General features: G+C 68.7%; 21 protein-coding genes. 9 read left to right on the plus strand and 12 right to left on the minus strand.

The genetic code is table 11. The annotated features are described in order from the left end of the window. Nucleotides 1-78 precede the first annotated feature (78 nt). Both C693_RS20750 and panE read left to right on the plus strand, forming a co-directional pair. On the plus strand, nt 79-2,298 hold the full coding sequence (locus C693_RS20750) for a glycoside hydrolase family 3 N-terminal domain-containing protein (RefSeq protein WP_241762607.1): 2,220 nt from the start codon (nt 79-81) through the stop codon (nt 2,296-2,298). A gap of 20 nt (nt 2,299-2,318) precedes the next feature. Further along, a complete protein-coding gene (gene panE, locus C693_RS0100690; protein ID WP_017460318.1) occupies nt 2,319-3,260 on the plus strand; it encodes a 2-dehydropantoate 2-reductase in 942 nt (313 codons plus the stop codon). Nucleotides 3,261-3,270: 10 nt separating this feature from the next. Here the strand turns inward: panE and C693_RS0100695 are convergent, their stop codons facing one another. The 5 genes from C693_RS0100695 to C693_RS0100715 form a co-directional block, all read right to left on the minus strand. Next, the gene (locus tag C693_RS0100695) at nt 3,271-3,807 is read right to left on the minus strand and encodes a cytochrome b (RefSeq protein WP_017460319.1); all 537 of its coding nucleotides are present in this window, start codon (nt 3,805-3,807) and stop codon (nt 3,271-3,273) included. 18 nt (nt 3,808-3,825) lie between these two features. After that, nucleotides 3,826-4,866: a cytochrome-c peroxidase gene (locus tag C693_RS0100700; protein ID WP_017460320.1), complete on the minus strand. Its 1,041-nt coding sequence runs from the start codon at nt 4,864-4,866 to the stop codon at nt 3,826-3,828. Nucleotides 4,867-4,909: 43 nt separating this feature from the next. Then, nucleotides 4,910-5,467, minus strand: a complete 558-nt coding sequence (locus C693_RS20755; RefSeq protein WP_017460321.1) for a hypothetical protein — start codon at nt 5,465-5,467, stop codon at nt 4,910-4,912. A gap of 97 nt (nt 5,468-5,564) precedes the next feature. Next, the gene (locus C693_RS0100710; protein ID WP_241762608.1) at nt 5,565-6,971 is read right to left on the minus strand and encodes a sensor domain-containing protein; all 1,407 of its coding nucleotides are present in this window, start codon (nt 6,969-6,971) and stop codon (nt 5,565-5,567) included. Between the two features lie 60 nt (nt 6,972-7,031). Continuing rightward, the gene (locus C693_RS0100715; RefSeq protein ID WP_017460323.1) at nt 7,032-7,784 is read right to left on the minus strand and encodes an alpha/beta fold hydrolase; all 753 of its coding nucleotides are present in this window, start codon (nt 7,782-7,784) and stop codon (nt 7,032-7,034) included. 43 nt (nt 7,785-7,827) lie between these two features. On the opposite strand from C693_RS0100715, the gene C693_RS0100720 reads away from it, so the two are divergent. Continuing rightward, on the plus strand, nt 7,828-10,809 hold the full coding sequence (locus tag C693_RS0100720; RefSeq protein ID WP_241762609.1) for a ligand-binding sensor domain-containing diguanylate cyclase: 2,982 nt from the start codon (nt 7,828-7,830) through the stop codon (nt 10,807-10,809). 7 nt (nt 10,810-10,816) lie between these two features. Here the strand turns inward: C693_RS0100720 and C693_RS0100725 are convergent, their stop codons facing one another. After that, nucleotides 10,817-12,970, minus strand: coding sequence for a putative bifunctional diguanylate cyclase/phosphodiesterase (locus tag C693_RS0100725; RefSeq protein ID WP_017460325.1), 2,154 nt, complete (start codon nt 12,968-12,970; stop codon nt 10,817-10,819). 226 nt (nt 12,971-13,196) lie between these two features. On the opposite strand from C693_RS0100725, the gene C693_RS0100730 reads away from it, so the two are divergent. Next, entirely contained in the window at nt 13,197-14,060 is an 864-nt protein-coding gene (locus C693_RS0100730) for a DUF3014 domain-containing protein (RefSeq protein WP_017460326.1), read from the plus strand. Nucleotides 14,061-14,082: 22 nt separating this feature from the next. Here the strand turns inward: C693_RS0100730 and C693_RS0100735 are convergent, their stop codons facing one another. The 3 genes from C693_RS0100735 to C693_RS0100745 form a co-directional block, all read right to left on the minus strand. Beyond that, the gene (locus C693_RS0100735) at nt 14,083-14,865 is read right to left on the minus strand and encodes an SDR family NAD(P)-dependent oxidoreductase (RefSeq protein ID WP_017460327.1); all 783 of its coding nucleotides are present in this window, start codon (nt 14,863-14,865) and stop codon (nt 14,083-14,085) included. 43 nt (nt 14,866-14,908) lie between these two features. Beyond that, the gene (locus tag C693_RS0100740; RefSeq protein WP_017460328.1) at nt 14,909-15,577 is read right to left on the minus strand and encodes a DUF4396 domain-containing protein; all 669 of its coding nucleotides are present in this window, start codon (nt 15,575-15,577) and stop codon (nt 14,909-14,911) included. A gap of 63 nt (nt 15,578-15,640) precedes the next feature. Continuing rightward, the gene (locus C693_RS0100745) at nt 15,641-16,183 is read right to left on the minus strand and encodes a lipocalin family protein (protein ID WP_017460329.1); all 543 of its coding nucleotides are present in this window, start codon (nt 16,181-16,183) and stop codon (nt 15,641-15,643) included. A gap of 160 nt (nt 16,184-16,343) precedes the next feature. Here C693_RS0100745 and C693_RS0100750 point away from each other — a divergent pair, with 160 nt between their 5' ends. Both C693_RS0100750 and C693_RS0100755 read left to right on the plus strand, forming a co-directional pair. Next, a complete protein-coding gene (locus C693_RS0100750; RefSeq protein ID WP_017460330.1) occupies nt 16,344-17,018 on the plus strand; it encodes a cupin domain-containing protein in 675 nt (224 codons plus the stop codon). Further along, nucleotides 17,015-17,590 (plus strand): TetR/AcrR family transcriptional regulator, encoded by a 576-nt coding sequence (locus C693_RS0100755; RefSeq protein ID WP_017460331.1) that lies wholly within the window; start codon nt 17,015-17,017, stop codon nt 17,588-17,590. The genes C693_RS0100750 and C693_RS0100755 overlap by 4 nt, the downstream gene beginning before the upstream one ends. Before the next feature lie 190 nt (nt 17,591-17,780). On the opposite strand, the gene C693_RS0100760 is transcribed toward C693_RS0100755, so the two are convergent. After that, complete coding sequence (locus tag C693_RS0100760) at nt 17,781-18,662, minus strand: SPFH domain-containing protein (RefSeq protein WP_017460332.1); 882 nt, start codon at nt 18,660-18,662, stop codon at nt 17,781-17,783. Between the two features lies 1 nt (nt 18,663). Then, entirely contained in the window at nt 18,664-18,861 is a 198-nt protein-coding gene (locus C693_RS0100765) for a hypothetical protein (RefSeq protein WP_017460333.1), read from the minus strand. Nucleotides 18,862-19,414: 553 nt separating this feature from the next. On the opposite strand from C693_RS0100765, the gene C693_RS0100770 reads away from it, so the two are divergent. From C693_RS0100770 to C693_RS24460, 3 genes are read left to right on the plus strand one after another with little or no spacing between them, the layout of a single operon-like run. After that, nucleotides 19,415-20,626, plus strand: a complete 1,212-nt coding sequence (locus tag C693_RS0100770; RefSeq protein ID WP_017460334.1) for a porin — start codon at nt 19,415-19,417, stop codon at nt 20,624-20,626. A gap of 13 nt (nt 20,627-20,639) precedes the next feature. Next, nucleotides 20,640-21,068: a hypothetical protein gene (locus C693_RS0100775; RefSeq protein WP_017460335.1), complete on the plus strand. Its 429-nt coding sequence runs from the start codon at nt 20,640-20,642 to the stop codon at nt 21,066-21,068. Nucleotides 21,069-21,106: 38 nt separating this feature from the next. Further along, entirely contained in the window at nt 21,107-22,759 is a 1,653-nt protein-coding gene (locus tag C693_RS24460) for a methyl-accepting chemotaxis protein (protein ID WP_017460336.1), read from the plus strand. Nucleotides 22,760-22,786: 27 nt separating this feature from the next. Here C693_RS24460 and C693_RS0100785 read toward each other — a convergent pair whose 3' ends face one another. Then, complete coding sequence (locus C693_RS0100785) at nt 22,787-23,761, minus strand: aldo/keto reductase (protein ID WP_017460337.1); 975 nt, start codon at nt 23,759-23,761, stop codon at nt 22,787-22,789. Between the last annotated feature and the right edge of the window lie 16 nt (nt 23,762-23,777).

Raw genomic sequence — 23,777 nt, forward strand, 5'->3', positions numbered from 1 at the left:
CTGTGGGATCATCCGGTGTTCACGATCGTATGGAGTGTGTCGATGATGCGCGTGCGCCTTCGCGGGATGGCGGCCCTCATGCTGGGGTTGGTCCTGGCCGCGCCGCCATCGACGGGGCGGGCCGACGACGACATCGTCGCGACTGCCCGCGATGCGCGAATGCATCGTGTGGTCGACGGACTGCTCGCCCGCATGACGCTGGAAGAAAAGGCCGGCCAGTTGAGCATTCTCGGCGCCGACCACGGCGACCTGGAGACACTGGTCCGCGAGGGCCGGGTCGGTGGCACCAATGGCGTCTTGCCCGGGCGCGACGTGGCCGCCTACACGCACCACATGCAGCGGCTGGCGATGCAGTCGCGGCTGAAGATCCCATTGTGGTTCATGGGTGACGTCAGCCACGGCTTCCGCACGATCTTCCCGATTCCGCTGGCGCTTGCGTCCTCCTGGGACACCGATCTGGTGCGTCGCGTGCATCGCGCGGCGGCGCGGGAGGCGACCGCGGCCGGGGTCGACTGGACCTTCAGCCCGATGGTCGACATCGGCCGCGATCCCCGTTGGGGCCGCGTGGCAGAGGGGGCCGGCGAGGATCCGTATCTCGGCAGCGCGATGGCGGTGGCCCAGCTGGAAGGCTTCCAGGGCGGGGACCTCGCCGCGGCGGACACGATGATGGCGACCGCCAAGCATTTTGTCGGCTACGGCGCGGCGGAGGCCGGACGCGACTACAACGCCACCTATCTCAGCGCGGGCGAGCTGGACGACGTCTACCTGCCACCGTTCCGTGCGCTGGTGCAGGCGGGCATCGCTGCGATCATGCCCTCGCTCAGTACGCTCAACGATGTCCCGGCCACGGCGGATGCCGCCCTGCTGCAGGGTGTGTTGCGACGGCAGTGGGGTTTCCGCGGCCTGGTGGTGTCGGACTTCGACGCGGTGGCCCAGCTGCAGCAGCACGGTCTGGCGGCCACGCCGGCGGACGCCGCCCGTCTGGCGCTGCAGGCCGGGGTGGACATCGACCTGCACAGTGGCACCTATCTCGACCAGCTGCCGGCGCTGGTGCGCAGCGGGCGGGTCGATCAGTCGCTGGTGGATGCGGCCGTGCGGCATGTGCTGGAAGCGAAGTACCGGCTGGGATTGTTCGACGATCCGTTTCGCTATGGCGACGCCCGGCTGGCGCGGCGTCTGCCGCTGTCGGCGCCGCAGCGGGCGCTCGCGCGCGAAGCGGCCCGCGAGTCGATGGTGTTGCTGAAGAATGCGCACGACACGTTGCCGCTGGCCCGCCGCGGGCGTATCGCGGTGATCGGCCCGCTGGCCGACGATCGTGCCGACATGCTCGGGCAGATGGCCGCCGAAGGACAGCCGCAGGATGTGGTGCCGATCCTCGATGGCATTCGCCAGGCCGCAGGCGGATCCGTCGCCGTCAGCTTTGCGCGCGGTGTCGACGTCAGCAGCGACGATGCCTCGGGTATCCCGGCTGCGGTTGCCTCCGCGCGGGTAGCTGATGTCGTGGTGCTGGTGCTGGGCGAGGACATCCACCTGATCGGCGAGGGTCACAGCCGCAGTTCGCTCGACCTGCCGGGGCGGCAGCAGGCGTTGGCCGAGGCGGTGATCGCCACCGGCAAGCCGGTGGTCGCCGTGCTGGTGAACGGGCGGCCGCTGTCGATTGCGTGGCTGGACGCACATGCCGCGGCGATCCTGGAGGCCTGGGTACCGGGCGATGAAGCGGGCCACGCGGTGGCGGACCTGCTGTTTGGCGACGCCAGTCCGTCCGGCAGGTTGCCGATGAGCTTTCCGCGCACGGTCGGCCAGGTGCCGATCTACTACGCGCATCGCGAAACCGGCCGCCCCTACGACGACAGCAGCCCGCTTGCACGTCATTACTCGACACACTACGTCGATGTCGCCAACACACCGCTGTATCCGTTCGGCTACGGGTTGACCTACACCACCTTCGCCATCGACCGGGTGCGGGTCGAAGGCAGCCCGCTGGCATCGGGCGGCGTGCTCCATGTCAGCGCGCGCGTGCGCAATACGGGCATGCGGCCGGGCACGGACGTGGTGCAGCTGTACGTGCACGACCGGGTCGCCAGCGTCAGTCCTCCGGTGCGGCTGCTGAAGGGTTTCCAGCGGATCAGCCTGGCTGCGGGTGCACAGACGGAAGTGCGCTTCACGCTGCGGCCGGGCGATTTCGCCTTCCGCCGCGGTGACGGCAGCTGGGGCGCCGAGCCGGGCGATTTCGACGTCTATGTGGGCGGCGATGCGAGGGCGACGGCAAGCGCGCCGTTTACACTGGTGGGCCCCTGATCCCCCACCCGGAGTTTCCCATGCGCATGCTCGTTCTCGGTGCTGGCGGCACCGGCGGTTATTTTGGCGGCCGCCTGGCGCAGTCCGGCGCGGACGTGACCTTCCTCGTACGCGAGGCGCGTGCCGCGCAGTTGGATCGCGACGGGCTGGTGATCCGCAGTCCACTCGGCGATGCCCAGTTCCCGGTGCAACACCTCACCGCACCGCAATTGCCGGAGGCGGCCGCGGCCCGGCCGTTCGATGCCGTGCTGCTGAGCTGCAAGGCGTACGACCTGGATTCCTCGATCGAGGCGATCGCGCCGGCGGTGGGCGAGGGCACCGCAGTCTGGCCGATCCTCAACGGACTGAAGCATTACGAGGCGCTGGACGACCGCTTCGGCGCGCATCGCGTGCTCGGCGGCCTGTGCTTCATCAGCGCGACCAAGAGCGACGGTGGCGAGGTGCTGCACCTGGGGCGCCCGGCCTCGGTGACGTTCGGCGAACGGGGCGGTGACCCGCGCAGCGCACGTTGCCAGACGCTGGCCGACGTCTTCGCGGCAGCCGGGGTGGATCACCACTATTCGGAACACATCGCGCGCGACCAGTGGATCAAGTTCGCCTTCCTCACCGCGTTGGCCGGCGCCACCTGCCTGATGCGGGCGAGTGTCGGCGACATCGTCGCTGCCGAAGGTGGGCGTGCCTTCATCGAGGCCCTGTACGGCGAATGCCTTGCTGTCGCCGAGGCGGCGGGCCAGCCGATTCCCGTCGAGGCGCGCGACAAGGCACTGGGCATGCTGACCCAGCCCGGATCGGGCGTCACCGCATCGATGCTGCGCGACCTGGAGAGCGGCCAGCGCACCGAAGGCGCGCACATCGTCGGCGACATGCTGCGGAGGGCGCGCACAGCCGGCCAGCGGGCGCCGTTGCTGGATCTGGCCTGGGTGCATCTGCAGGCGTACGAGGCGCGGCGGCGGGCCGGTTGATCGGCGGCGGTCAAAGCATCCGGCGCAGCGTGTTGTCTCCCTTCACGAAGTGGTGCCACAGCGCAGCAGCCACGTGCAGGCCGATCACCCAGTAGAAGATCTCGCCCAGCGACTCGTGCAGTTCCTCGACGAACTCGCGCGCGCCCGGGTCGGCATGCACCAGCGCAGGCAGCGGCGTGCCCGACCACGGCAGGGTGACCGACTCGCCGGCGTAGTTCACGGCGAGGATGCCGAGCACCGGTTGCGCCAGCAGGAACAGGTACAGCGCCAGGTGCGTGATCCGCGCCGCCAGCTCGGACAGATGGCCGGGTGCGGGAACGATGGGCGGCCGGGGCCCGAGTGCCATGCCGAGGACGCGGACCACCAGCAGGCCCAGCACCAGCAGCCCGGCCAGGTAGTGGCCCTGCATCGCGAGCCCGGTGCTGCCGCCATGCTCGTCATCATCCCCCAGTTCCACCAGCAGGTAGGCCGCCACGACGGCCAGCACGGTCAGCCAATGGGCCCAGCGGACTGTCGCGGAGTAGCGGTTGCGCGAAGGTGCATGCATCGGTCGGAGACCTCGGGCTCAGGGTTTGGGGCGTGGCGTGGTGGCGACACTGGGCGGCAGGATCGGCAAGGTGACCTGCGGCTGATCGCCGGAGAGACTGCCGAGGAAAGCGGTGATGCTGTCGATCTCCGCATCGCTGAGCTTCGCGCCGAGCTGGCTGCTGCCCATCACCGCGACGGCCTGGCGCAGGTCCCACACCTTGCCCGAGTGGAAGTACGGCGGCGTCAGCGCGACATTGCGCAGGGACGGTACGCGGAACACGTAGGCGTCGCTCGCCGTCTTGGTCACCGCGAAGCGGCCGCGATCGTCCGGCGGCAGGATCTCCGCACCGGGGCGCTCGACGACTCCAAACGGCGCGTACATGGCGCCACCCACGTTGATGCCGGCGTGGCAGGCGGCACAGCCCTTGTTGATGAACAGCGCCAGGCCCTCGCGCTGGGCGGTGTCCAGCGCCTTGGTATCGCCCTTCAGGTAGCGGTCGAACGGGGCGTTCGGGGTGATCAGCGTGGCTTCGAACAGCGCGATCGCGCGGCGGATGTTGTCGAACGTGATCGCCTCGGATCCGCCGGGGAACGCCCTGGCGAATGCCTGGACGTAGCCCGGAATGGCACGCAGCTGCTCGACCACGTGGGCCTCGGTGGTATCCATCTCCACCGGATTGACCAATGGCCCGCCGGCCTGCTGCTCGAGATCCTTGGCCCGTCCGTCCCAGAACTGGGCGACGTCGAACACCGCGTTGTACACCGTGGGCGCGTTGCGACCACCGTGCTGCCAGCGGTGGCCGAGCGAGGTCTCCTGCAGGTCCACACCGCCCATGCCCACCATGTGGCACGAGTTGCAGCTGATCGCGTGGCTCTCGGACAGGCGCGGATCGAAGTAGAGCATCTTGCCCAGTGCCACGCGCTGCGCCGTTGCCGGATTGCCCGGCAGGGCCGGTGGCGTCGAGGGTATCGGCTTGAACAGCTGCTGGGCCTGCCGCTGCAGGTCCGACTGCGACCAGGCGGGTGCGGCCAGCAGGCTGGCCAGCGCCAGTGACGCGATGAGGGAAAGTGATCGCATGACATCGTTCCTCCGACCGTGGGACGGGAAAGCGTGCGTGTGCTCAGTTGCCGCCGCTGTTGTCACCCGCGCTGCGCTCGCGCTGTTCCTGCTCGGTCTGCGTGCGCGACGGATCGCCCTTGCCGGACGACGCCGGCGTCTGCGGCTGGGTGCGCTCACGGGTCTCCTGCTGGGTCTGCATGGGCTGCATGCCCGGCCCCATCCCCTGGTTCATCCCTCTTCCCATGCCTTTGTTCATGCCGGGGCCCATGCCTTTGTTCATGCCTGGGCCCATACCCGGTCCCATGCCACCGCGCGCGCCTCCCATCGGAGGCATGTCGGGCAACTGCATGCCGCGCTCCTGGGCGCGCTTGCGCATCTCCTCGTGGTGCTGCGATCGAAACGCCTCACGTTCCTGCACCGTGTTGAGGCTGCGCATCTTTTGCCGGTACGCGTTGCGTTCGGCGGGGGTCATCAGCTGCGATCCATAGATGGCGTTGCCGCCGGCGGTGCTGCCGGCAACGGGGCGGCCCTGCTGTCCAGCGGAAATGGCCGGTGACGGCAGGCTGCAGGCCAGCGAGAGGGTGACGGCTGCGAGAGAGAACAGTACGGGTCGGCGCATGACGGCAGCTCCATGTGGGGTGTCGGATGCCCCACTATCGCGCCCGCCTCCCGGGCCTTGTTGATGTCGGTCAACAATGGCGTCTGTCGCGCCCGATCTAGTCGTCCATGGCGGGCGGCACCATGCTCATCAGCAGGCGATTGCCGCCGCGTCGTTTCGCCGCATACATGGCGTCGTCGGCGAGCCTGAGCAGAGCGTCCTCGCTCTCTCCGTGGTCGGGATACAGGGCGATACCGATGCTGGCCGATACACGCACCGGTCCGCCTTTCATGGCAAACGGCTGGTGCATCGCGCGGCGCAGCTTTTCGGCCACGCGCAGTGCGTCCTCGTGCTGCTCGATCCGTGGCAGCAGCACGGCAAACTCGTCCCCGCTCAGGCGCGCCACGGTGTCCGATTCGCGTACGCAGCCGGTCAGGCGCCTGGCGACTTCCTGCAACAACTGGTCGCCGGCGCTGTGGCCCTGCTGGTCGTTGATGTCCTTGAAGCAGTCCAGGTCGAGGAACAGCATGGCGACGCGACTGACCTCACGCCGGGCCAGCGACAGCGCATTCGCCAGCCGGTCGCGCAGCAGCGTGCGGTTGGGCAGGTCGGTGAGGTGGTCGTAAAGCGCCAGATGGTTGAGCTGGGCCTGGATCTGCTTGCGTTCGATCGCCGCCGCGACCTGGGTGGAGACGAACTGCAGCAGCTGCAGATCGCTTTCCCCGTAGGTCACCTCGCCGCTGTAGCTCTGCACCACCAGCGCTCCGATCACGCCGCGCGGAGCGATCAGCGGAACGCCGAGCCAGGCCAGCGGCGCGTGGCCGGGCGGGCGGCGGGCGATGACCGCACGGACGCTTTCGCAAGGATGTTCGGCATCGTCGGATCGGAACAGCAAGGGTCTTCCGCTACGGATGACTTCTCCGCTGAGCGTTCCGGAATCGAGCCGGCGCGGTTCGGGAGGGGCATCGAATTCGTCGACGAAGTAGGGGAAGCTGATGGTTCCCTCGAGTTCGTCGTACAGGGCGACGAAGCAGTTCCGCGCCGGCAGCAGGCCGCCGATGATCTCGTGCACGCGGCCGAACAGCTCGCTCAGGTCGGCCGCGGCGTGGGCCGCCTCGGAGATGGCGTACAGCGCGGACTGCAGCAATTCGGACCGCTTGCGGCCGGTGACATCGCGGGCCACCGCCACCCGCACGCCGTCCTCCGGCGAGTGGCGGGCGGTCCACATCACGTCGACCACGCTGCCGTCCTTGCGCACGTAGCGGTTCTCGAAGTGCGGCGAGGCGGTGCCATCCACGATGGAAGCCACCTGGGCGAAGGTGCGCGCGCAGTCGTCCGGATGCATGAAGTCGGCCATGGGGCGGCCGATCATCTCCTCCGGGCGGTAGCCGAAGATCTGTTCGCTCGACGCGCTGACATAGACGAACTCGTGCTGGTCGTTCACCACACAGACGGCATCGACCAGCAGATCGATCACGTTGGCCAATGGGGGGAGGTAGCCGGGGGGAGTCATGGTCGGAGGCATGCCGGTTTGTTCGGGGACTCGGGGGCGCATGCATGATGCGTGCCGTTTTCGAAGCTCACCTCACGGCGATCCGCCGGCACGTTCCAGCAGTGTCGGCAGCGCGGTCGACCAGAGCGTCCAGTCGTGGTGGCCGGGAAGCATCAGCACGTGATCCGGCCGAAGCAGCGGCGACATCAGCTCGATCGGTGCGCGGAAGCGTTCGCGGTCGCCGTAGGCCAGCCATGTCGTGGCGGTGCGGGCGGGGCGTTGCCGCCATTGCTGCAGGGAGCGCCAGAGCTCGCGCTGGAAGGTCTGCGGACCGACCGGCCGGACCGGGCCCGGCTTCCAGGAGGCAAGGCCCCCAGCGGCGACGATCTCGCGGTGGATCGGTGCGTCGCCGAGGTAGGGCGACAACAGCAGCAGTCCATGGACCACTCCCGGGTGCGCCTGGTCGTAGAGCAGGGCGCCCAGGCCGCCCAGCGAGATGCCGACCAGCCAGACCCTCCGGTAGCGGCCGAGCGCCGGCCTGACGATCTGCTGGTCCAGCCGGGGGATCGCCTCCCCGGCACGGTAGTAGGGAAGGGTCAGGCCGGTCAGCAGCACGTCGGCGTCGGGCCATTGACGCTGCACGAGTTCCGCCACGCGATGACGCAGCAACGCGTCGATGCTGTCACCGCGGCCGGGAAGCACCACGACCAACTGCGTCGCGCGCGTCGGGGATGGCATGAGGCGGCTGGGGATCGGGCGGCGCGGGTCGCCGGTGGTGGCACAGCCGCACAGCAGGATGATCGAGACGATCAGGACGGCCAGTTGGCAGGCGGGACGGCGGGGCAAGTCGGGCTCCTTGCACGTGCACGCGCCCGTGCTGGCGCGGTGGATGCAACGTAGCACGGGCGCGCGAAAGGGGCAGGGCCGGGCCGATGGCGCGTTCCGTGCTTCATCGCTGCATATGCCGTTTTTCCGTCTCCGCCACGCCCGCTTCGTCTGGCTCGCCGTGCTCGCCCTGTGCGGGTGGCTGGTCTGCGCGCCGGTGCCGGCGCAGCAGTTCCCGGTCCAGTACTACGGGCGCAAGTCCGGTCTTGAGAGCCAGACCGTCAACGCCATGCTGCAGGACCGGCGGGGCTTCATCTGGGTAGGCACCGAGATGGGGCTGTATCGCTTCGACGGCGCCCAGTTCCATCGCATGGCCAGGGCGGAGGGGTTTGCCTCCGGCGAGTTCGTCAATGCGATCGCCGAAGCCCCGGACGGCCGCCTCTGGGTGGCCACCCAGTCCGGGTTGCGGGTAGGCGACGGGCTCGATTTCCGCCCGGTCGCACCGGGCGGCGCACCGCTGGTGCCCGACGCCGGACGGCGGCTCGTCGCCTTGCCGGATGGCGGCGTGCTGCTGGTGCGCGCGGGACATCTGCTGGAGGTGAGGGCCGACGGCGAGGGCGGCTGGCGTGTGGGCGAGCGTTTCTCCGGAGCCCTCCGCCGGGCCTGGCCGGGACTCGAGGATGTGTCGGCGGTGCAGGTCATCGATGGGGCGCTGTGGCTGGGCTGCGGACACCAGGTCTGCGAAGTGAAGGGGGCGGACGTGCGGGTGCATGGCCCCGACGACGGCGTGCCTGCGGATGTCTGGTCGGGGATCTTTCGCGACAGCCGGGGCTCGGTCTGGCTGCGCGGCACCCATGTCCTACGGGTGCGGCCGGCAGGTGGCGGACGTTTCGTTCGGCGCGATGTGCCAGGCACGCCGACGGACATCCTCACCGACGATATCGGCGTGATCGAGGACCCACAGGGTCACATACTGACCCGTACGGATCATGGGCTTGCCCGCTGGGACGGACAGCGCTGGCAGCTGTTCGGCCCCGCCAACGGCCTTCCGGACGTCGGGATCACCGCGCTGATGTTCGACCGCGAAGGCGAGCTGTGGCTGGGCACCTACGGTCGTGGCGTGGCGCTGTGGAGCGGATACGGGGCGATCGAGGGCTGGTCCCGTGCCCAAGGCATGGATACCGCGCCGAACTGGTCGATCGCGCGCGATGCGCGGGGGCGCATGTGGTTCGCCAACGAGATGGGGGGCAATGTCCGCGATCCCGGAGCGCCCCGGCTTGCGCCATGGCCGCTCGACGCGAGCCCCCCGGCGCGGCAGAACCTTAGCATGCAGGCCGGCCCGGACGGCGCAATGTGGGTGGCCTCGTACGACGGCCGCCTGTTCCGCTACGACGGGCGGGCCACGCGGCTGGTTGCCACCTTGCCGCACTTCATCAAGGCGATCCGCTTCGACCGCAGCGGTCGACTGTGGATCGCCACGATCAAGGGCGTGTTTTCGATGTCGCCGGGCGACGACCGGCCACAACCGGCCGAGGGGGCTCCGGCCACGCAGTGCTCGGATATCGCCGAATCGGCCCCCGGCACGCTCTGGTTCGCCTGCAACGCCGGGCTGCTGCGTCTGGCGCAGGGGCGCTGGACCTTGCTCGCGGCGCACGGCGATACGGTGCCCGGGGGATATATCGGCGTCGCCGCCACTGCCGACGGCACGGTCTGGCTGGGGGCGAACGAACCCGGGCTGTTCCGCGGCGAGGTGCACGGTGACTCGGTCCGGTTGCGGCGCGTCGCCGATCGCTGGCTGGACAATACGCTGGCCTATTTCGTCCGGCGCGATCGGCGCAACTGGCTGTGGGTAGGGGGAAGTGCGGGTGTCGACGTGTTCGATGGCCGTCGCTGGGTGCATGTTTCGCAGGACGCCGGTTTGCTGTGGGACGAGTCCGACCAGAACGCCTTCTTCGAGGATGCCGACGGCTCGGTCTGGATCGGCTCGGCGATCGGTGTCAGTCACATACGCATCCCGCAGGCACTGTTCCGCGAGCGTCCGCGGCGGGTGGTGCTCACCGCCGTCAGCATGGGCGAGCACCGCCTGGTTGCGGGCGAGTCGATCTCGATGGACGGACGGCGTGCACCGCTGGTGTTCCGCTTCGCCCGCGTCGGGGGCGCTTCCGGGTCACCGCCGCGGTATCGCTATCGGCTGCGGGGCACCGGTGCCGGCGTGGTCGAGACGCATGCCAACGAGGTGGTGGTGTCGGCGCTCCCCGCCGGTGACTACCGCTTCGAGATCCAGGCGATCGACGACGATCTGCGCACGCTTTCACCGGTGGCTGATTTCAGTTTTAGCGTGCGTCCGCCGTGGTGGTGGCGCTGGTGGGCGCTGTCGTCGTGGGCGCTGGTGGTGGCGGTGCTGATTGCGCTGGCGTGGCGCTGGCGGGTACGTGCACTGCTGCGCCGCACCCGTTGGCTGGACACCATGGTGCGCCAGCGCACGCGCGAGCTGCGGCGGGAGAAGGGGGAACTGGAGCAGGCGCGGGCGCGCCTCTACGTGCAGGCCCGCTTCGACGAACTCACCGGCCTGTTGAACCGGCGCGCGATTCTCGAGCAGCTTGCCAGCGTGCTGGCCGACGACGCGCGGCGCAGCCGAGGCGTCGCCGTGGCGCTGCTCGACCTGGACCATTTCAAGCAGGTCAACGACAGCTATGGCCACCCGGTGGGCGACCAGGTGCTGCACGGGGTGGCGCAATGCCTGTTGCGCCATCTGCGCTCGACCGATTCCCTGGGGCGCTACGGTGGCGAGGAGTTGCTGCTGGTGATGGAGGGCATCGGCGTGCGGGAGGCGCAGCTGCGCCTCGATGCCATGCGTGAGGCGGTGGCGGCGCTGCCATGGGGGCCGGAGAATGCGTCGCTGCACGTCACCATCAGCCTCGGACTGGCCTGGGTCGGAGCCGCGCCGGTCGAGGCCCGCTCCATCGTGCGTGCCGCCGACGAAGCGCTCTACAAGGCCAAGCAGTCCGGACGGAATCGGCTGTCGATTGCGGCGAGCATCGACTGAAGACGCTTCATGGCGTCTGCTGGGCGGCCGCCTGCCGTGTCCTTTCGTGGTTCTCGAGCCATTGTGCGAAGGCGTCGTGTCGCAGCGGCGGGCAGATCAGGTAGCCCTGCAGCCCATCGCAGCCAAGCGCGGCCAGCGTGGCGCGCTGGCTCTCGCTTTCCACGCCTTCGGCGATGGTGGTCATGCCCAGGCGGTGGCCGACGTCGACGATGAAGCTGGCCAGTGGGCTGGGCGCTTCCGGACGCAGCCCGCAGATGAACGAGCGGTCGATCTTCAGCTCGTGCAGCGGCAGCTGGCTCAGATACGCGAGCGAGGAGTAGCCGGTGCCGAAGTCGTCCAGCGCCAGCCGGAAGCCGATGCCGGCCAGCGCGTACATTGTCTGCAGGGCCGACTCGAAGCCCTGCAGCAGTGCGCTCTCGGTCAGCTCCAGGGTGATCCGTCCCGGCTGCACGCCCGCTTCGCGAACCAGCCGTTCCATGGAGTCGACGAAGCCGGGGTGGGAGAGTTGCCAGGGGCTGACGTTCACCGCCAGGTGCTCGCCGAAATCCACCCGCTGTGCGTCCCAGGTGCGGATGTGTTCGCAGGTCTGGCGGACCACCCAGGCGCCGAGGTCATGGATCAGTCCGGTTTCCTCGGCGATCGGGATGAATACCTCGGGCGACACGTCTCCCAGCGTGGGGTGACGCCAGCGCAGCAGCGCCTCGGCACCCATCAGCTGGCCATTCATCCGCACCTGCGGCTGGAAATGCAGCTGGAACGAGTGCTCCTCGTCCAGGTGTTCGACCGCCGCGCGCAGGCCGCGCTCGAGCTCCAGCCGCTCGTCGGCAGCCACCTGCATGTCCGGCTCGAACAGCCGAACCGCATTGCGCCCGGCGGCCTTGGCCCGGTACAGCGCGATGTCGGCGCGGCGGATCACGTCGTTCGGTTCGCCGTCGCGGCCGCCGAACAGCGCCACGCCGACGCTTGCGCCCACGGCCAGCACGCGGCTGTCGACGCTGACCGGCGCGGTGAGCCGCATGCGTATCTGCTGGGCCACCGCTTCGATGTGGCTCGCCGCGGTGGTTTCCTCCACCGACAACTGGCCGATGACCACCACGAACTCGTCGCCGCCGAGGCGCCCCAGCGCGGAACCGGCTGGGATGGCTCCGAGCAGACGATCGGCGACCGCTTCGAGCAGGCGGTCGCCGACGTGGTGGCCCAGTGCATCGTTGATCGTCTTGAAGTTGTCCAGGTCGATCACCATCGCGGCGCACAAGCCGCGATGCCGTCTCGCCTCGGCCGCCATCTCGGCCATCATGTCCATCACGCTGCGGCGGTTGGGCAGGCCGGTCAGCGGATCGTGGTAGGCCAGGTGGCGCAGGCTCAGTTCGGCCTGTTCCCGCGTCGCCGCCTCTTCCCGCAGGTGGCGTGTGGTCCGCTCCAGTTGCAGCGTGCGCTGGTGCAGCTGGCTGGCCATCGACAGGCCCATCAGCAACACGAACGGGAGGAACGAGAACGCATCCAGGTAGGGGTAGGGCATGCCCATCAGGTCGATCACGATGTCGCCCCACAACAGCGCTGCGAACTGGGTCAGCAGGCACAGTCCGAGCAGCGTGGCCGGCAGGCGCTCGCCGCGACGGAACTGCAGCGCGGTCATCAGCAGCGCCCAGGCGAAGGCCAGGTAGGTCAGCAGATGGAAGGTCCAGCCGACCGGTGACGGCACACCGTTGATCTTGGTGATCCATTCGCCCCAGGGCAGTTCGGCCGACTGCATGCCGCTGATGTGCGAATAGAACATCGTGCCGGGGGCGAACTGGTTGTAGGCGGCGAACGCGACGGCGATGGCGGTGATCGTCAGCAGCGTCTTCGCGCCGAGCGCGCGCCGGGTATAGGTGCCCACGAAGGTGAAGAAGAAAGGAAACGACACTGCTGCCGAGGTGCACATCACGCGCAGCATCTGCACGGCGCGCCCCTGGTCGCTGGACAGGCCGAACAGGGCATTGAAGAAGGACAGGCCGGCGATGCACAGGCACAGCATCGCGTAGGAGAGGTACAGGCGATCGCGCTGCTGGCGCAGGCCGATGATCAGGAACTGGATGCTGGACGTGACCGCAATACAGGCAGTGGCCACGAGCGCAGCCGTGTAGTAGCCGAAGACGGCGTGACCTGCAGCCTCGACCATGCCCTAGCGCTTCCTGATTGTTACCATGTGGGCCTCCCCCCTGCCGTGCCACGATAACCGAAGCCCGCGACAAAAGCTGCGGCTCTTTTCCCGGGCCGGCACGCGCGCCATCGGGCATGGCACCGGGGAGGAGGTCGGCCGGATGCCGTCACTCCATACGAATGCAAATGAACGAATCCAGCCGCTCCGGGTCGAGTGGTTCGGGTCACAGCCAAAGGTCAAAGTCATGAGCAAGCGTTCCTCCGGTGGTGGCTGGGTATTCGCCGTCATCGCAGTGGTCCTGATCGCGTTCGCTGCCTGGTTCCTGGTGCAGCGTGCCCGCAAGGCCGATCAGGCCCGTCCGGCTCCGGTCGCGGCTGCCACGGCACCGGTTCCGGCTCCGGCCAGCACGGCCCCGGTCATCGCGCATCCGATCGAACAGGCACAGACGGCCCCCGCCGCGGCCAGCACCGCACCGCTGCCGGCGCTGGGCGACAGCGATGCCAGCGTGCTGCAAGGCCTGGCGGCGCTCGCGCCGGGCAGCGACGTCGGCAGCTGGCTGGTGCACCAGTCGATCATTCCGCGCATCGTGGCGACGGTGGACGCGATGCCGCGCCAGGACCTCAGCCCGTTCATCCTGCCGGTGCGCCCGGCCAAGGGCAGCCTGAAGACGCAGGGCGCGAACGGCCAGAAGGTCATCGACGCGGCGAACGCCGCGCGCTACGCGCCCTACGTCAAGGCGATGCAGGCGGTGGACAGCCAGGCGCTGGTGGACTGGTACGTGCACAGCTACCCGCTGTTCCAGCAGGCCTATCGCGAGCTGGGCTACCCGCATGCGTACTTCAACGATCGCCTGATCGCGGTGATCGACCACCTGCTGGCCGCGCCGGAGCCGACCGGCCCGCTGGCCGTGGTGCCGTACAAGGAGGGCTTCGCCTACGCCGATCCGTCGCTGCAGTCGCTGTCGATCGGCCAGCGCACCATGGTGCGCATCGGCGCGGAGAACGAGGCGGCGGTGAAGGCCAAGCTGCGCGACTTGCGCGCGCGGCTGGTCGGCAGCGGCCTGCGCAAGGAAGCCGCCGCACCGGCCGCCGCGACCACGACGCACTGAGCGTCGCGGCCGGGACGTTCCTTCACCAGGGGATGTCCTGGCCGTCCCAGGCGATGAAGCGCCCGCTGTCGGCGGGCGTGGCGCCGGCGATGATCGCCAGCAACTGGCGAGCCGCCCGTGCCGGTTCGAACAGCTTCGCGAGTGGCACGTTCTTCTGGAACGGCGCGGACAGCGCCGTGTCCACCGTGCCGGGATGCAGCAGCAGGCAGCAGCCCAGGCGGTTGCGGCGCGACCACTCGATCGCGAACGTTCTCATCAACTGGTTCTGCGCCGCCTTCGAGGCGCGGTAGGCGTACCAGCCGCCGAGCCGGTTGTCGCCGATCGAGCCGACCCGCGCCGACAGCGAGGCAAACACCGCGGGGCCGCGCTCCAGCAGCGGCAGCAGGGCGCGGGCCAGCAGCACCGGCGCGAACGCGTTGAGTGCGAACACCCGCTCCAGCGACTGCCGCCGCACCTCGCGCACCGATTTTTCCGGCCGCAGGCCGTCGCCGTGCAGCACGCCTGCCGCGTTCACCACCAGCGCCAGCGACGGATGTCGGGTCACCAGGGCGCCGGCCAGGGCGTCGAGCGCGGCCTCGTCGGTGAGGTCGACGTCCGCGCGGTGCAGCCGCCCGGGTGCGGCTTCGCCGAGTCTCGCCAGCGCGGCGCTGCCGGAGGCGTGGCGGGCGACCGCGGTCACGCTGGCCACCTGCGGGTGGGCGAGCAGCGCTTGAGTGATCGCCAGCCCGATGCCGCGGCTGGCGCCGGTCACCAGCACGTGGGCGGGACCGTCGAGGCCGTGGATCAGCGGCAGATGCTCGGACATGAGAACAGCTCGGGGAGGGGTGCGTCCGGTACGCGGCCCGGCATCACATCGGATGCTTGATGCCGCGTTTGAGCAGCCACGCGTTCACCGGGCAGGCGGTGGCGAAGCCCGCCAGCATCGCAATCTGCATCATGAACCAGAACACCGGCCCGGCCTTGTCAAGCGCGCCGTCGAACAGGCCGAAGGTGGCGATCGCCATCCAGCCGTACATGCCCACCTGCCAGGACACCAGCGAGAGCGTGTCGGCCTTCAGCGCGGCCAGCAGGGCCTCCCGCGCGGACATCTCCCCCATCGGCTTGATCGTGAAGTACTGGAACGCGATGCCGATGACGAAGGCGAACACGAAGTCCAGCGTCCAGCCGGTCAGCAGCGCGCTGCCGAACAGGGTGAATGGCACCGCCAGCAGCAGGCTCTCGGCGGTCAGGTCGCCCAGCGTGCAGCCGCTGCCGCAGTGGCTGGCGGCCAGCATCACGCTCTGCGCGAAGGGGCGTTCACCCGGGTGGCCGTGTCCGCCGTGCTTCGGTGCACGACCGATACGCGCATAGGCCCACAGGCCCAGCGGCCCGGCGTACAGCGCGGTGATCGGCCACACCAGGTTCATGATCGCCATCCGCTGGCGGCGGCCCAGCGCGATGTCCAGGGCGATGAGTGCCGCGCAGGCCGCGGCGACGACAAGCGAGACGAGGGCGAGGACGTGCAGCCGCTCCGGCATCGGCAGGCTCCGTGCAAAACCCGAGCATGCCGCGATGCCCGTGGAAGCCCGATCAAGTCGCCGTCAATCCAGCGGGGCGGCCATCACCAGCTTGTCGACCGGATAGCCACGTTCCGCGGCGCGCTCGCGGATGCCGCGGAACGTGGCCGCGTCCATGTGCGGCTCGCGCGACAGCACCCACAGGTACTTGCGGCTGGGGCTGCCCACCACGGCCCAGCGGTAGTCCGGGTCCAGCTCCACCACCCAGTAATCCGCCCACACCATCGGCAGCCAGCCCAGCCACGCCGGGGCGAAGCGCACCTTGAGGGCACCGGAACGGTCGTCCACGCGGCGTGCCACGCCGTCGGACGCATCCATGCCCCTGGCGGTACGACAGGCGTTGTGCACGCCGACGGTGCCGTCGGGGCGACGGGTGTAGGTCGCGGTGATGGTGTCGATGCACTGGCGCTGGAAGAACATCGGCAGGTGCGCGATCTCGTGCCACTGGCCCAGGTAGCGGTCCAGGTCGAGCTGCGGCACCGGGCGGTTGGGCAGAGGCTCCGCATGCACGCTCAGGCCGACACAGGCGAGGACGGCGAACACGGCGACTTTCAGGTGGCGGATCATCGTGGCGGGCTCCAGGTTCCGGACGCTCCAGCGTTTTCCGAGGAGCGTCGGGGATCGGTGAATGACCGGTGAGAACAGGTGACAGGCGTTCATACGTCGGCTTGCCTGCCGGTGGATGCGGGTGCATGATGCCTACCTTCCAATAGGTAGGTAAACGATCATGCAGCTGCGTTCCGACTGGTCCCGCCGGGAAGTCGTCGACGCCTCCGCGCTGGACTGGGTGCCGTCACCCGCGGCCGGTGTCGAGCGCAAGATGCTCGAGCGCGACGGCGACGAGGTGGCGCGCGCCACGTCCATCGTCCGCTACGCGCCCGGCTCGCGCTTCGACAGCCACGTGCACGCGCTGGGCGAGGAGCTGTTCGTGCTCGACGGCGAGTTCTGCGACCAAACCGGTCGCTACGGCCCTGGAAGCTACATCCGCAATCCGCCTGGCTCCTCGCATGCGCCGTGGTCGGACACCGGTTGCGTGCTGTTCGTGAAGCTGCGCTACTTCGATCCGGACGACCTCGCCCGGGTGGTGGTGCACACGCGCGAGGAACCGTGGCTCCCCGGCCTGGTGCCGGGCCTGTCGGTGATGCCGCTGCACGATTTCCGCACCGCGCATACCGCGCTGGTGCGCTGGGCGCCGAACACGTATTTCAATCCCCACCGCCACTACGGCGGCGAGGAGATCCTGGTGGTCGAGGGCACGTTCGAGGACGAGCACGGCCGCTATCCGGCCGGCAGCTGGATCCGCAGCCCGCACCTGAGCCAGCACAAGCCGTTCAGCCGCGAGGGCTGCATCATCCTGGTGAAGACCGGGCACCTGATCACCGACGCCGAGGCCGCCGCGTGAGCGCGGTGGCCGGCACCGCGACGCGGGTGATGGACGTGGCCGAGTCGCTGATCCAGCAGCGCGGCTACGGCGGCTTTTCCTTCGACGACCTGGCGCAGGCGGTGGGCATCCGCAAGCCCAGCGTGCACCACCACTTCCGCACCAAGGCCGACCTGGTGACCGCGCTCGCCCGCCGCTACACCGAGCGCTTCGAGTCGGCGCTGGCGGCCATCGACGTGGCCCGCCGCGATCCCATGGCGCGGCTGAGGGCCTATGTCCGCCTGTTTGCCACCACCTATGCGCAGGACGGCCGCCTGTGCGTCTGCGGCATGCTCGGCGCCGAAGTCGACGCCCTGCCGGGCGAGGTCGCCGACGCGGTGGCCGGCTTCTTCCGGCTCAACCTCGACTGGCTCACCGCGGCCTTTCGCGACGCCCAGCAGAGCGGGCGAGTGGCCAGCGGCCAGCGGCCCGCCGCGCTGGCCGAGCTGATGCTGTCGGCGCTGGAGGGCGCGATGGTGGTGGGGCGGGGGAGTCGCTCCGGCGGTGGCCCCGAAGCCGTCGGCAAGTCCCTGCTAGCCGGTCTTGCGCGGTGAGACTGCTCCAGTCGCGCGACTGCCGTTGCGAGCATGGTTGTGCGAGTGGTTGTGGGAGTGACTTCAGTCACGACGCTCCCGCTGCGCCATGGTGAGGTGTCGGGGCTGAAGCCCCTCCCACAGTCGAGACAGGTCGCCGGGTCGCCCGGAAACAAAAGCGGCGACGGATCGCTCCGTCGCCGCCGATGACTTACTTCGCCTGCGGCAGCTGGATCAGCGGTACCGAGTTGCCGCCGGTGTACATCGGCAACTGGCCGTTCCACTTCTCCACCGCCGTCATGTGGATGACGTCGGGGTTGGCGCGCAGGGCGTCGCCCTTCATGCGGATCGCCTGCGCCTCGGCTTCGGCGATCGCCAGCTGGGCCTTCGCCTTGCCTTCGGCCATCGCCACTTCCTTGGCCGCCTCGGCCTGGGCCTGGGCGATCTCGTTCTTGCGCTGCTCGGCCATCTGCGTGGCCTGGATCTTGGCGTTGATCGACTGCACCACCGTCGCCGGCAGGCGCAGCTCGCCGATCCAGTAGATCTTCTCGATCACGATGCCGGTGGACGCCACCTCGTGGCTGATGTCGTCCTGCACGGACTGGATCAGCGAGGCCTTGCCGCGGCCGTAGACCGACTCGATGCCGAGCACGCTGGCCTCCTTCACCAGCGCGTCGCGCACCATGTTGCGCAGGTAGATGTCGGTGATCTCGTTCACCCCCTTGCGGTACTTCTGGAAGATCGTGGTCACCTTGTCCGGGTTGATGTGGTACGTGATGCCCACGTCCGCGTTCACCGACAGGCCCTCCACGGTCTGGAAGGTCAGTGATTCGTCATTGGGCGAGCCTTCGGTGGGGCTGCGGGTCCAGGTGTAGTTCTGGGTGAAGGTGGGGAAGGTATAGAGGTCGTAGCCCCAACCCACCCAGTAGCGCCCCGGCGGAAGCTCCTGCAGCGAGCCCTTGCCGTCGCCGTACAGCTTGAACTTCACGCCGACGTTGCCGGCCGGCACCTTGCTGCACTGGGTCAGCGAGAGCGAGGCGAGGGCGAGTACGAGGATGCCCACGAACAGGCGGGCGGAGAAAATCGTCTTCATGTCACTTTCCTTGAGTGAAGGTGTGTCCGAACAGCCGCCAAGCCCAGGCGAGCAGGGCGACCAGCAAAACCAGGCCAACGGTGACCGCCAGCGTGCTGGCGGCGGAGATCAGCCACGGGCCGACCAGGCCCAGGTAAAGCGCCACGCAGGCGGCGAACAGCCACGGGCTGGCGCGGCGGTGACGCGGTTGCGGATCCATCGGTGTTTCTCCCCTGGTGATGGGCGCGCGGGGCAGGGACTGGCTCGCGCGCGGTGACGCCGCCGGCGGCGGCAAGGCGCTGCGGCATGAATCGATGGCGGGCTCGCGGGAATGGACTGCACGCGGTCCACCGGCGCGTCGGCACCGGGGCGGCATGCAAGCGGTTCGAGGGGCGGCCGTCGTCCGGATCAGGCGAGCTTTCGCCGGGGGACGCGACTCACGACGCGGAGAGGGTCAGCGCGTTGGAGGGACGTCGGTCAGCGTGGCAAACAGCCCGCTGGCAAAGATGGCCCAACGCGGATTGGAGGTGTTCATGGCCGTGTATGGAATCAGGGACTCGACGCGCTGAATTTTACTCCCGGCTTGCCGCGGGGGGAAGAAAAATCGGAAGCGCCGGACGGTGCGATCGGGCGTGCCGGGCGAGTGACCAGCGGGCTGTTTCCGGTTCCGCGAACCGGCCGTACGGGGCTGCCATGCGACGGGCGACTCAAGAAATTACGTAAAACGCCGTTAATTCGGTCACAAGCAGCACCTTCCCCTCCCGAGGTAGTCCATGTCCAAGTTCGCCCTTCGCCCGGCTCTGCTCGCACTGAGCCTGTCGGCCGCTTTTTCTGCGCATGCCGCAGACAACGACTTTTCCTACCGGTTTTCCGGCTTCGGCACCCTGGGCTATGCCCAGACCGACAGCAACGACGTACTGATGACCAACGGCTCGCAGCTCAAGGGCGCAGACAAGTCCGGCAGCTTCCTGCTCGACTCGCGCCTCGGCGGTCAGCTCGACCTCACCTTCAATCCGCGCCTGAGCGCCACCGTGCAGGCGATCGCGCTGCAGGACGCCAAGGGCAAGTTCAGGCCGCGACTGGAGTGGGCCTTCGTCCGCTACAACCTCACCAATGACGTGTCGGTGCGTGTCGGCCAGCTCGGTTGGCCGGCCTACCTGGTGTCGGACTTCCGCTATGTCGGCTACGCCAACAACTGGCTGCGTCCGCCGCTGGAGGTCTACAACCTCGCTGCGCTGGACAACTTCCAGGGCGCGGACGTCGACTGGACGCACAGCGTCGGTAGCGGCTACCTGACCCTGAAGGTGCTCGGCGGTCATGCCGAGAACGATCTGCCGGATAGCTCCAACCATTCCGCCAAGCTTCGCGTGAACAGCCTGATGGGTGCCTACGCGACCTACGAGATCGGCAATCTGCGCATGCGTGGCGGCATCAGCACGGGCAAGGTGAGCTACACCACCCAGACGCTCGATGGCCTGTACGCCGGCCTCGACTTCACCGGCTTTGGCGACGTCACCCACAAGCTGGCCCTGCGCAACTCGCGCACCAACTTTGCCAGCATCGGCGCTACCTACGATGCGAACAACGTGATGATCACCGGCGAGTACGCCGACCGTCGCTCGTCCAGCCTGCTGCTGGGCCACTCGCATGGCTGGTACGTCACCGGCGGCTATCGCTTCGGCAACGTGATGCCGTACGTCACCTATGCCGGCTACTACAAGCGCAACGACAGCAACGAGGCTTCGGTGCCGATGGTCGGCCCGCTGGTGCCGCTGTCGGTCGGCGTGCAGGGCTTGGTCCAGCAGGATTCGCAGCACGACGTCGCGCTGGGCGCGCGCTGGGATCTGCACAGCAACATCGCGCTGAAGGCACAGGTCGACCACGTGATGCCATCCGTCTACGGCGGCACGTTCACCAACGTGCAGCCGGGCTATCACGGGCAGGCGGTCAACGTGTACTCCGCCGTCGTCGATTTCGTGTTCTGAGGGAGTGCCGACGATGAAAAGCATGCTCAAGAACACGATCGCCGCACTGATCCTGATGATGGTGTCCGTCCCTGCGCTGGCCGGCATCGACGTGATCGTCAGTGCGCACAGCAACGCCTCCTCGATGAGCAAGGACGATGTCAGTGCGCTCTACCTGGGGCGCACGCAGAACCTGCCTGGCGGCGGCAAGGCCAAGCTGTATGACCTGCCGGACGGCAATGCCGGACGCGATGCGTTCTACACCGCGGCCACCGGCAAGTCGGCCAGCCAGGTGAAGGCGGTCTGGTCGCGTCTGGTGTTCAGCGGCCGCGCGGTGCCGCCGACCGAAGTCCACGACGATGCTGCCATGGTGAAGGCCGTCGCGGCCGATCCGCAGGCGGTTGGTTACGTCGCCTCGGGTGCGGCCAACGGTTCGGTCAAGGTGGTTGCCCACCTGCCGTAACCGCAGGCCCGTTCGCTCCATTGCAAGAGTCCGTTCGCATGAAATTCAAAACGCGCATCATGATGTTCCCGATGATCGCCATCGGGGTATTCGCTGCCGGCTGGGCCGTCAATCAGGCAGTCGCCACCCATGCCATGCACGATGTCTCCTCGTTGCACGAAACGGACTATCCCGCGCTGGAAGCGCTCAAGGAGCTGGACACACTGGTACAGGCCACCACGCAGACCGTGCAGTCGGCTGCGGCCGAAGGCGATGCCGCGCGTCTGGACGACGTGGCCGGCATCGCCGCGCGCTTCGGCGCCAAGGCCAAGGTGCTGGCGGCGCTCGAGGGCCACGACCGGCAGAGCGCCGAGATCGAGCAGAAGTACGCCGCCTATGTCACGGCAGCCCGGGCCGCCGCGACGGCCATGCTGTCGGGCAAGGCCGCCGACATGAGTGCCAACATCGCCAGCATGCAGGCCAGCCAGAAAGCCGTGGAAGACCTGATCGGCGGTGGCCTCAAGCAGGCCCGCAATGCGGTGGACGCGCGCATCAGCGGTGCCAGCGTGGGCCTCGACCGCACCCGAATGGTCAACAGCGGCCTGGGTCTGGTCATCATGCTGGTGCTCGGCGCGGGAGCCTGGATGAGCCTGCGCAACGTGCGACGCGAACTCGGTGCCGACCCGGAGCAATTGCGCGTGGTGGTGGAAAAGCTCTCCGCCGGCAATTTCAGCGAGGACGGCTCGCATGCCGACGCCGCGGAGAGTTCCGTGCTCGGCCGCCTGCGCGTGATGCAGGGTGAGCTCAAGCGCATCGTCTCCTCCATCCGCACCGTGGCCGACGAGGTCGAGACCACGGCCGCGCAGATCGCTGACGGCAACGACGACCTTTCGCGCCGCACGCAGAACCAGGCGGCCAGCCTGGAGGAAACCGCTTCCTCGATGGAGGAGATGACCTCCACCGTGCACCAGAGCGCGGCCAATGCAACCCAGGCCGATCAGCTGGCCCGCGGCGCCCGCTCCACCGCCGAACAGGGACAGCAGGTGGTGGGTGAGGTGATCGATGCCATGCAGGAGATCGACGCCTCCAGCAAGCGCATTGCCGATATCGTCACCCTGATCGACGAAATCGCTTTCCAGACCAACCTGCTCGCGCTCAACGCCGCCGTGGAAGCGGCGCGCGCCGGCGAGCAGGGACGCGGTTTCGCGGTGGTGGCGGCCGAGGTGCGCAACCTGGCCCAGCGCAGCGCGAACGCGGCCAAGGACATCAAGGGCCTGATCCAGGACAGCGCGGCCAAGGTGGCCAGCGGCAGCGCCCTGGTGCAGCGCTCGGGCGAGGCGCTCAAGCAGATCGTCAGCGGCGTGCAGCGGGTCAGCGACATCGTGGCCGAGATCGCCGCCTCCAACCAGGAGCAGGCCTCGGGCATCAACCAGGTGAACAACGCGATCTCCTCGATCGACGAGGACACCCAGCAGAACGCGGCCATGGTGGAGCAGGCCTCCGCCGCCAGCCGCGGCATGCGCGAACGCGCGCAGTTCCTGCTGCGCGAGGTGGCGTTCTTCCAGCTCGACGAGGGCGATGCGCCCGCCAGCGCAGCAGTCGAAACGACTCAGCCGGAAGCGCCCAGGGTGCCCATGCGCGAGGTCACGCGCCCGGTCCCGGCTCCCGCCAGCGTTGCGGCTACGGGTGAAGCGGCCTGGCAGGAGTTCTGAGCCTTCCCGTGGCAGGCATCGCCGGGCTCAGTGCCCGGCGATGGCGTGCGGCACGTAGTGTTCTTCCAGCATGGCGATGTCCTCCGCAGAGAGCTGCAGCGACAGCGCCGCGATGGCGTCGTCGAGGTGGCCCGGCTTTGAGGCGCCGATGATCGGCGCGGTGACGAAGGGTTTGGTGAGCATCCACGCCAGCGCCACCTGTGCCTTCGGCACGCCGCGCCGTTCGGCGACGGTGGTCACGGCCTCGACCACGCGACGGTCGGCGTCGGGCACCTTGTACAGCGTCTTGCCGAAGGCATCGGTGCGGGTGCGCTCGGTCGCTTCGTCCCAGGCGCGGGTGAGGCGGCCGCGGGCCAGCGGGCTCCACGGGATCACCGCCACCCCCATGTCCTGGCACAGCGGCATCATCTCGCGCTCCTCCTCGCGGTACAGCAGGTTGTAGTGGTTCTGCATGCTGACGAAGCGCGTCCAGCCGTGGCGCTCGGCCACGTGCTGCGCCTTGGCGAACTGCCACGCGTACATCGATGAGGCGCCGATGTAGCGCGCCTTGCCGGCCTTCACCACGTCGTGCAGCACCTCCATGGTCTCCTCGATCGGCGTGGTCGGGTCCCAGCGGTGGATCTGGTACAGGTCGACGTAGTCGGTACCCAGGCGGCGCAGGCTGTGGTCGATCTCCGCCATGATCGCCTTGCGCGACAGACCGGCCCCGTTCGGACCGGCATGCATGCGACCGTGCACCTTGGTCGCCAGCACGATGGTGTCGCGCTGGCCGTGTTCCTTCAGCACGCGGCCGACGAACTCTTCCGAGGTGCCGTCCGAGTACACGTTGGCGGTGTCGAGGAAGTTGATGCCGGCATCCAGCGCCTGGCGGATCAATGGACGGCTGGTCGCCTCGTCGAGCGTCCACGTATGGTTGCCGCGGGTCGATTCGCCGTAGGTCATGCAACCCAGGCAAAGTCGCGAGACCTCCAGACCGGTGCGACCGAATTTCACGTAGTCCATCGAGCGTCTCCTACGG

The sequence above is a fragment of the Dyella ginsengisoli LA-4 genome (genome assembly GCF_000334915.1).
Classification (GTDB): Bacteria; Pseudomonadota; Gammaproteobacteria; order Xanthomonadales; family Rhodanobacteraceae; genus Dyella_A; species Dyella_A ginsengisoli_A.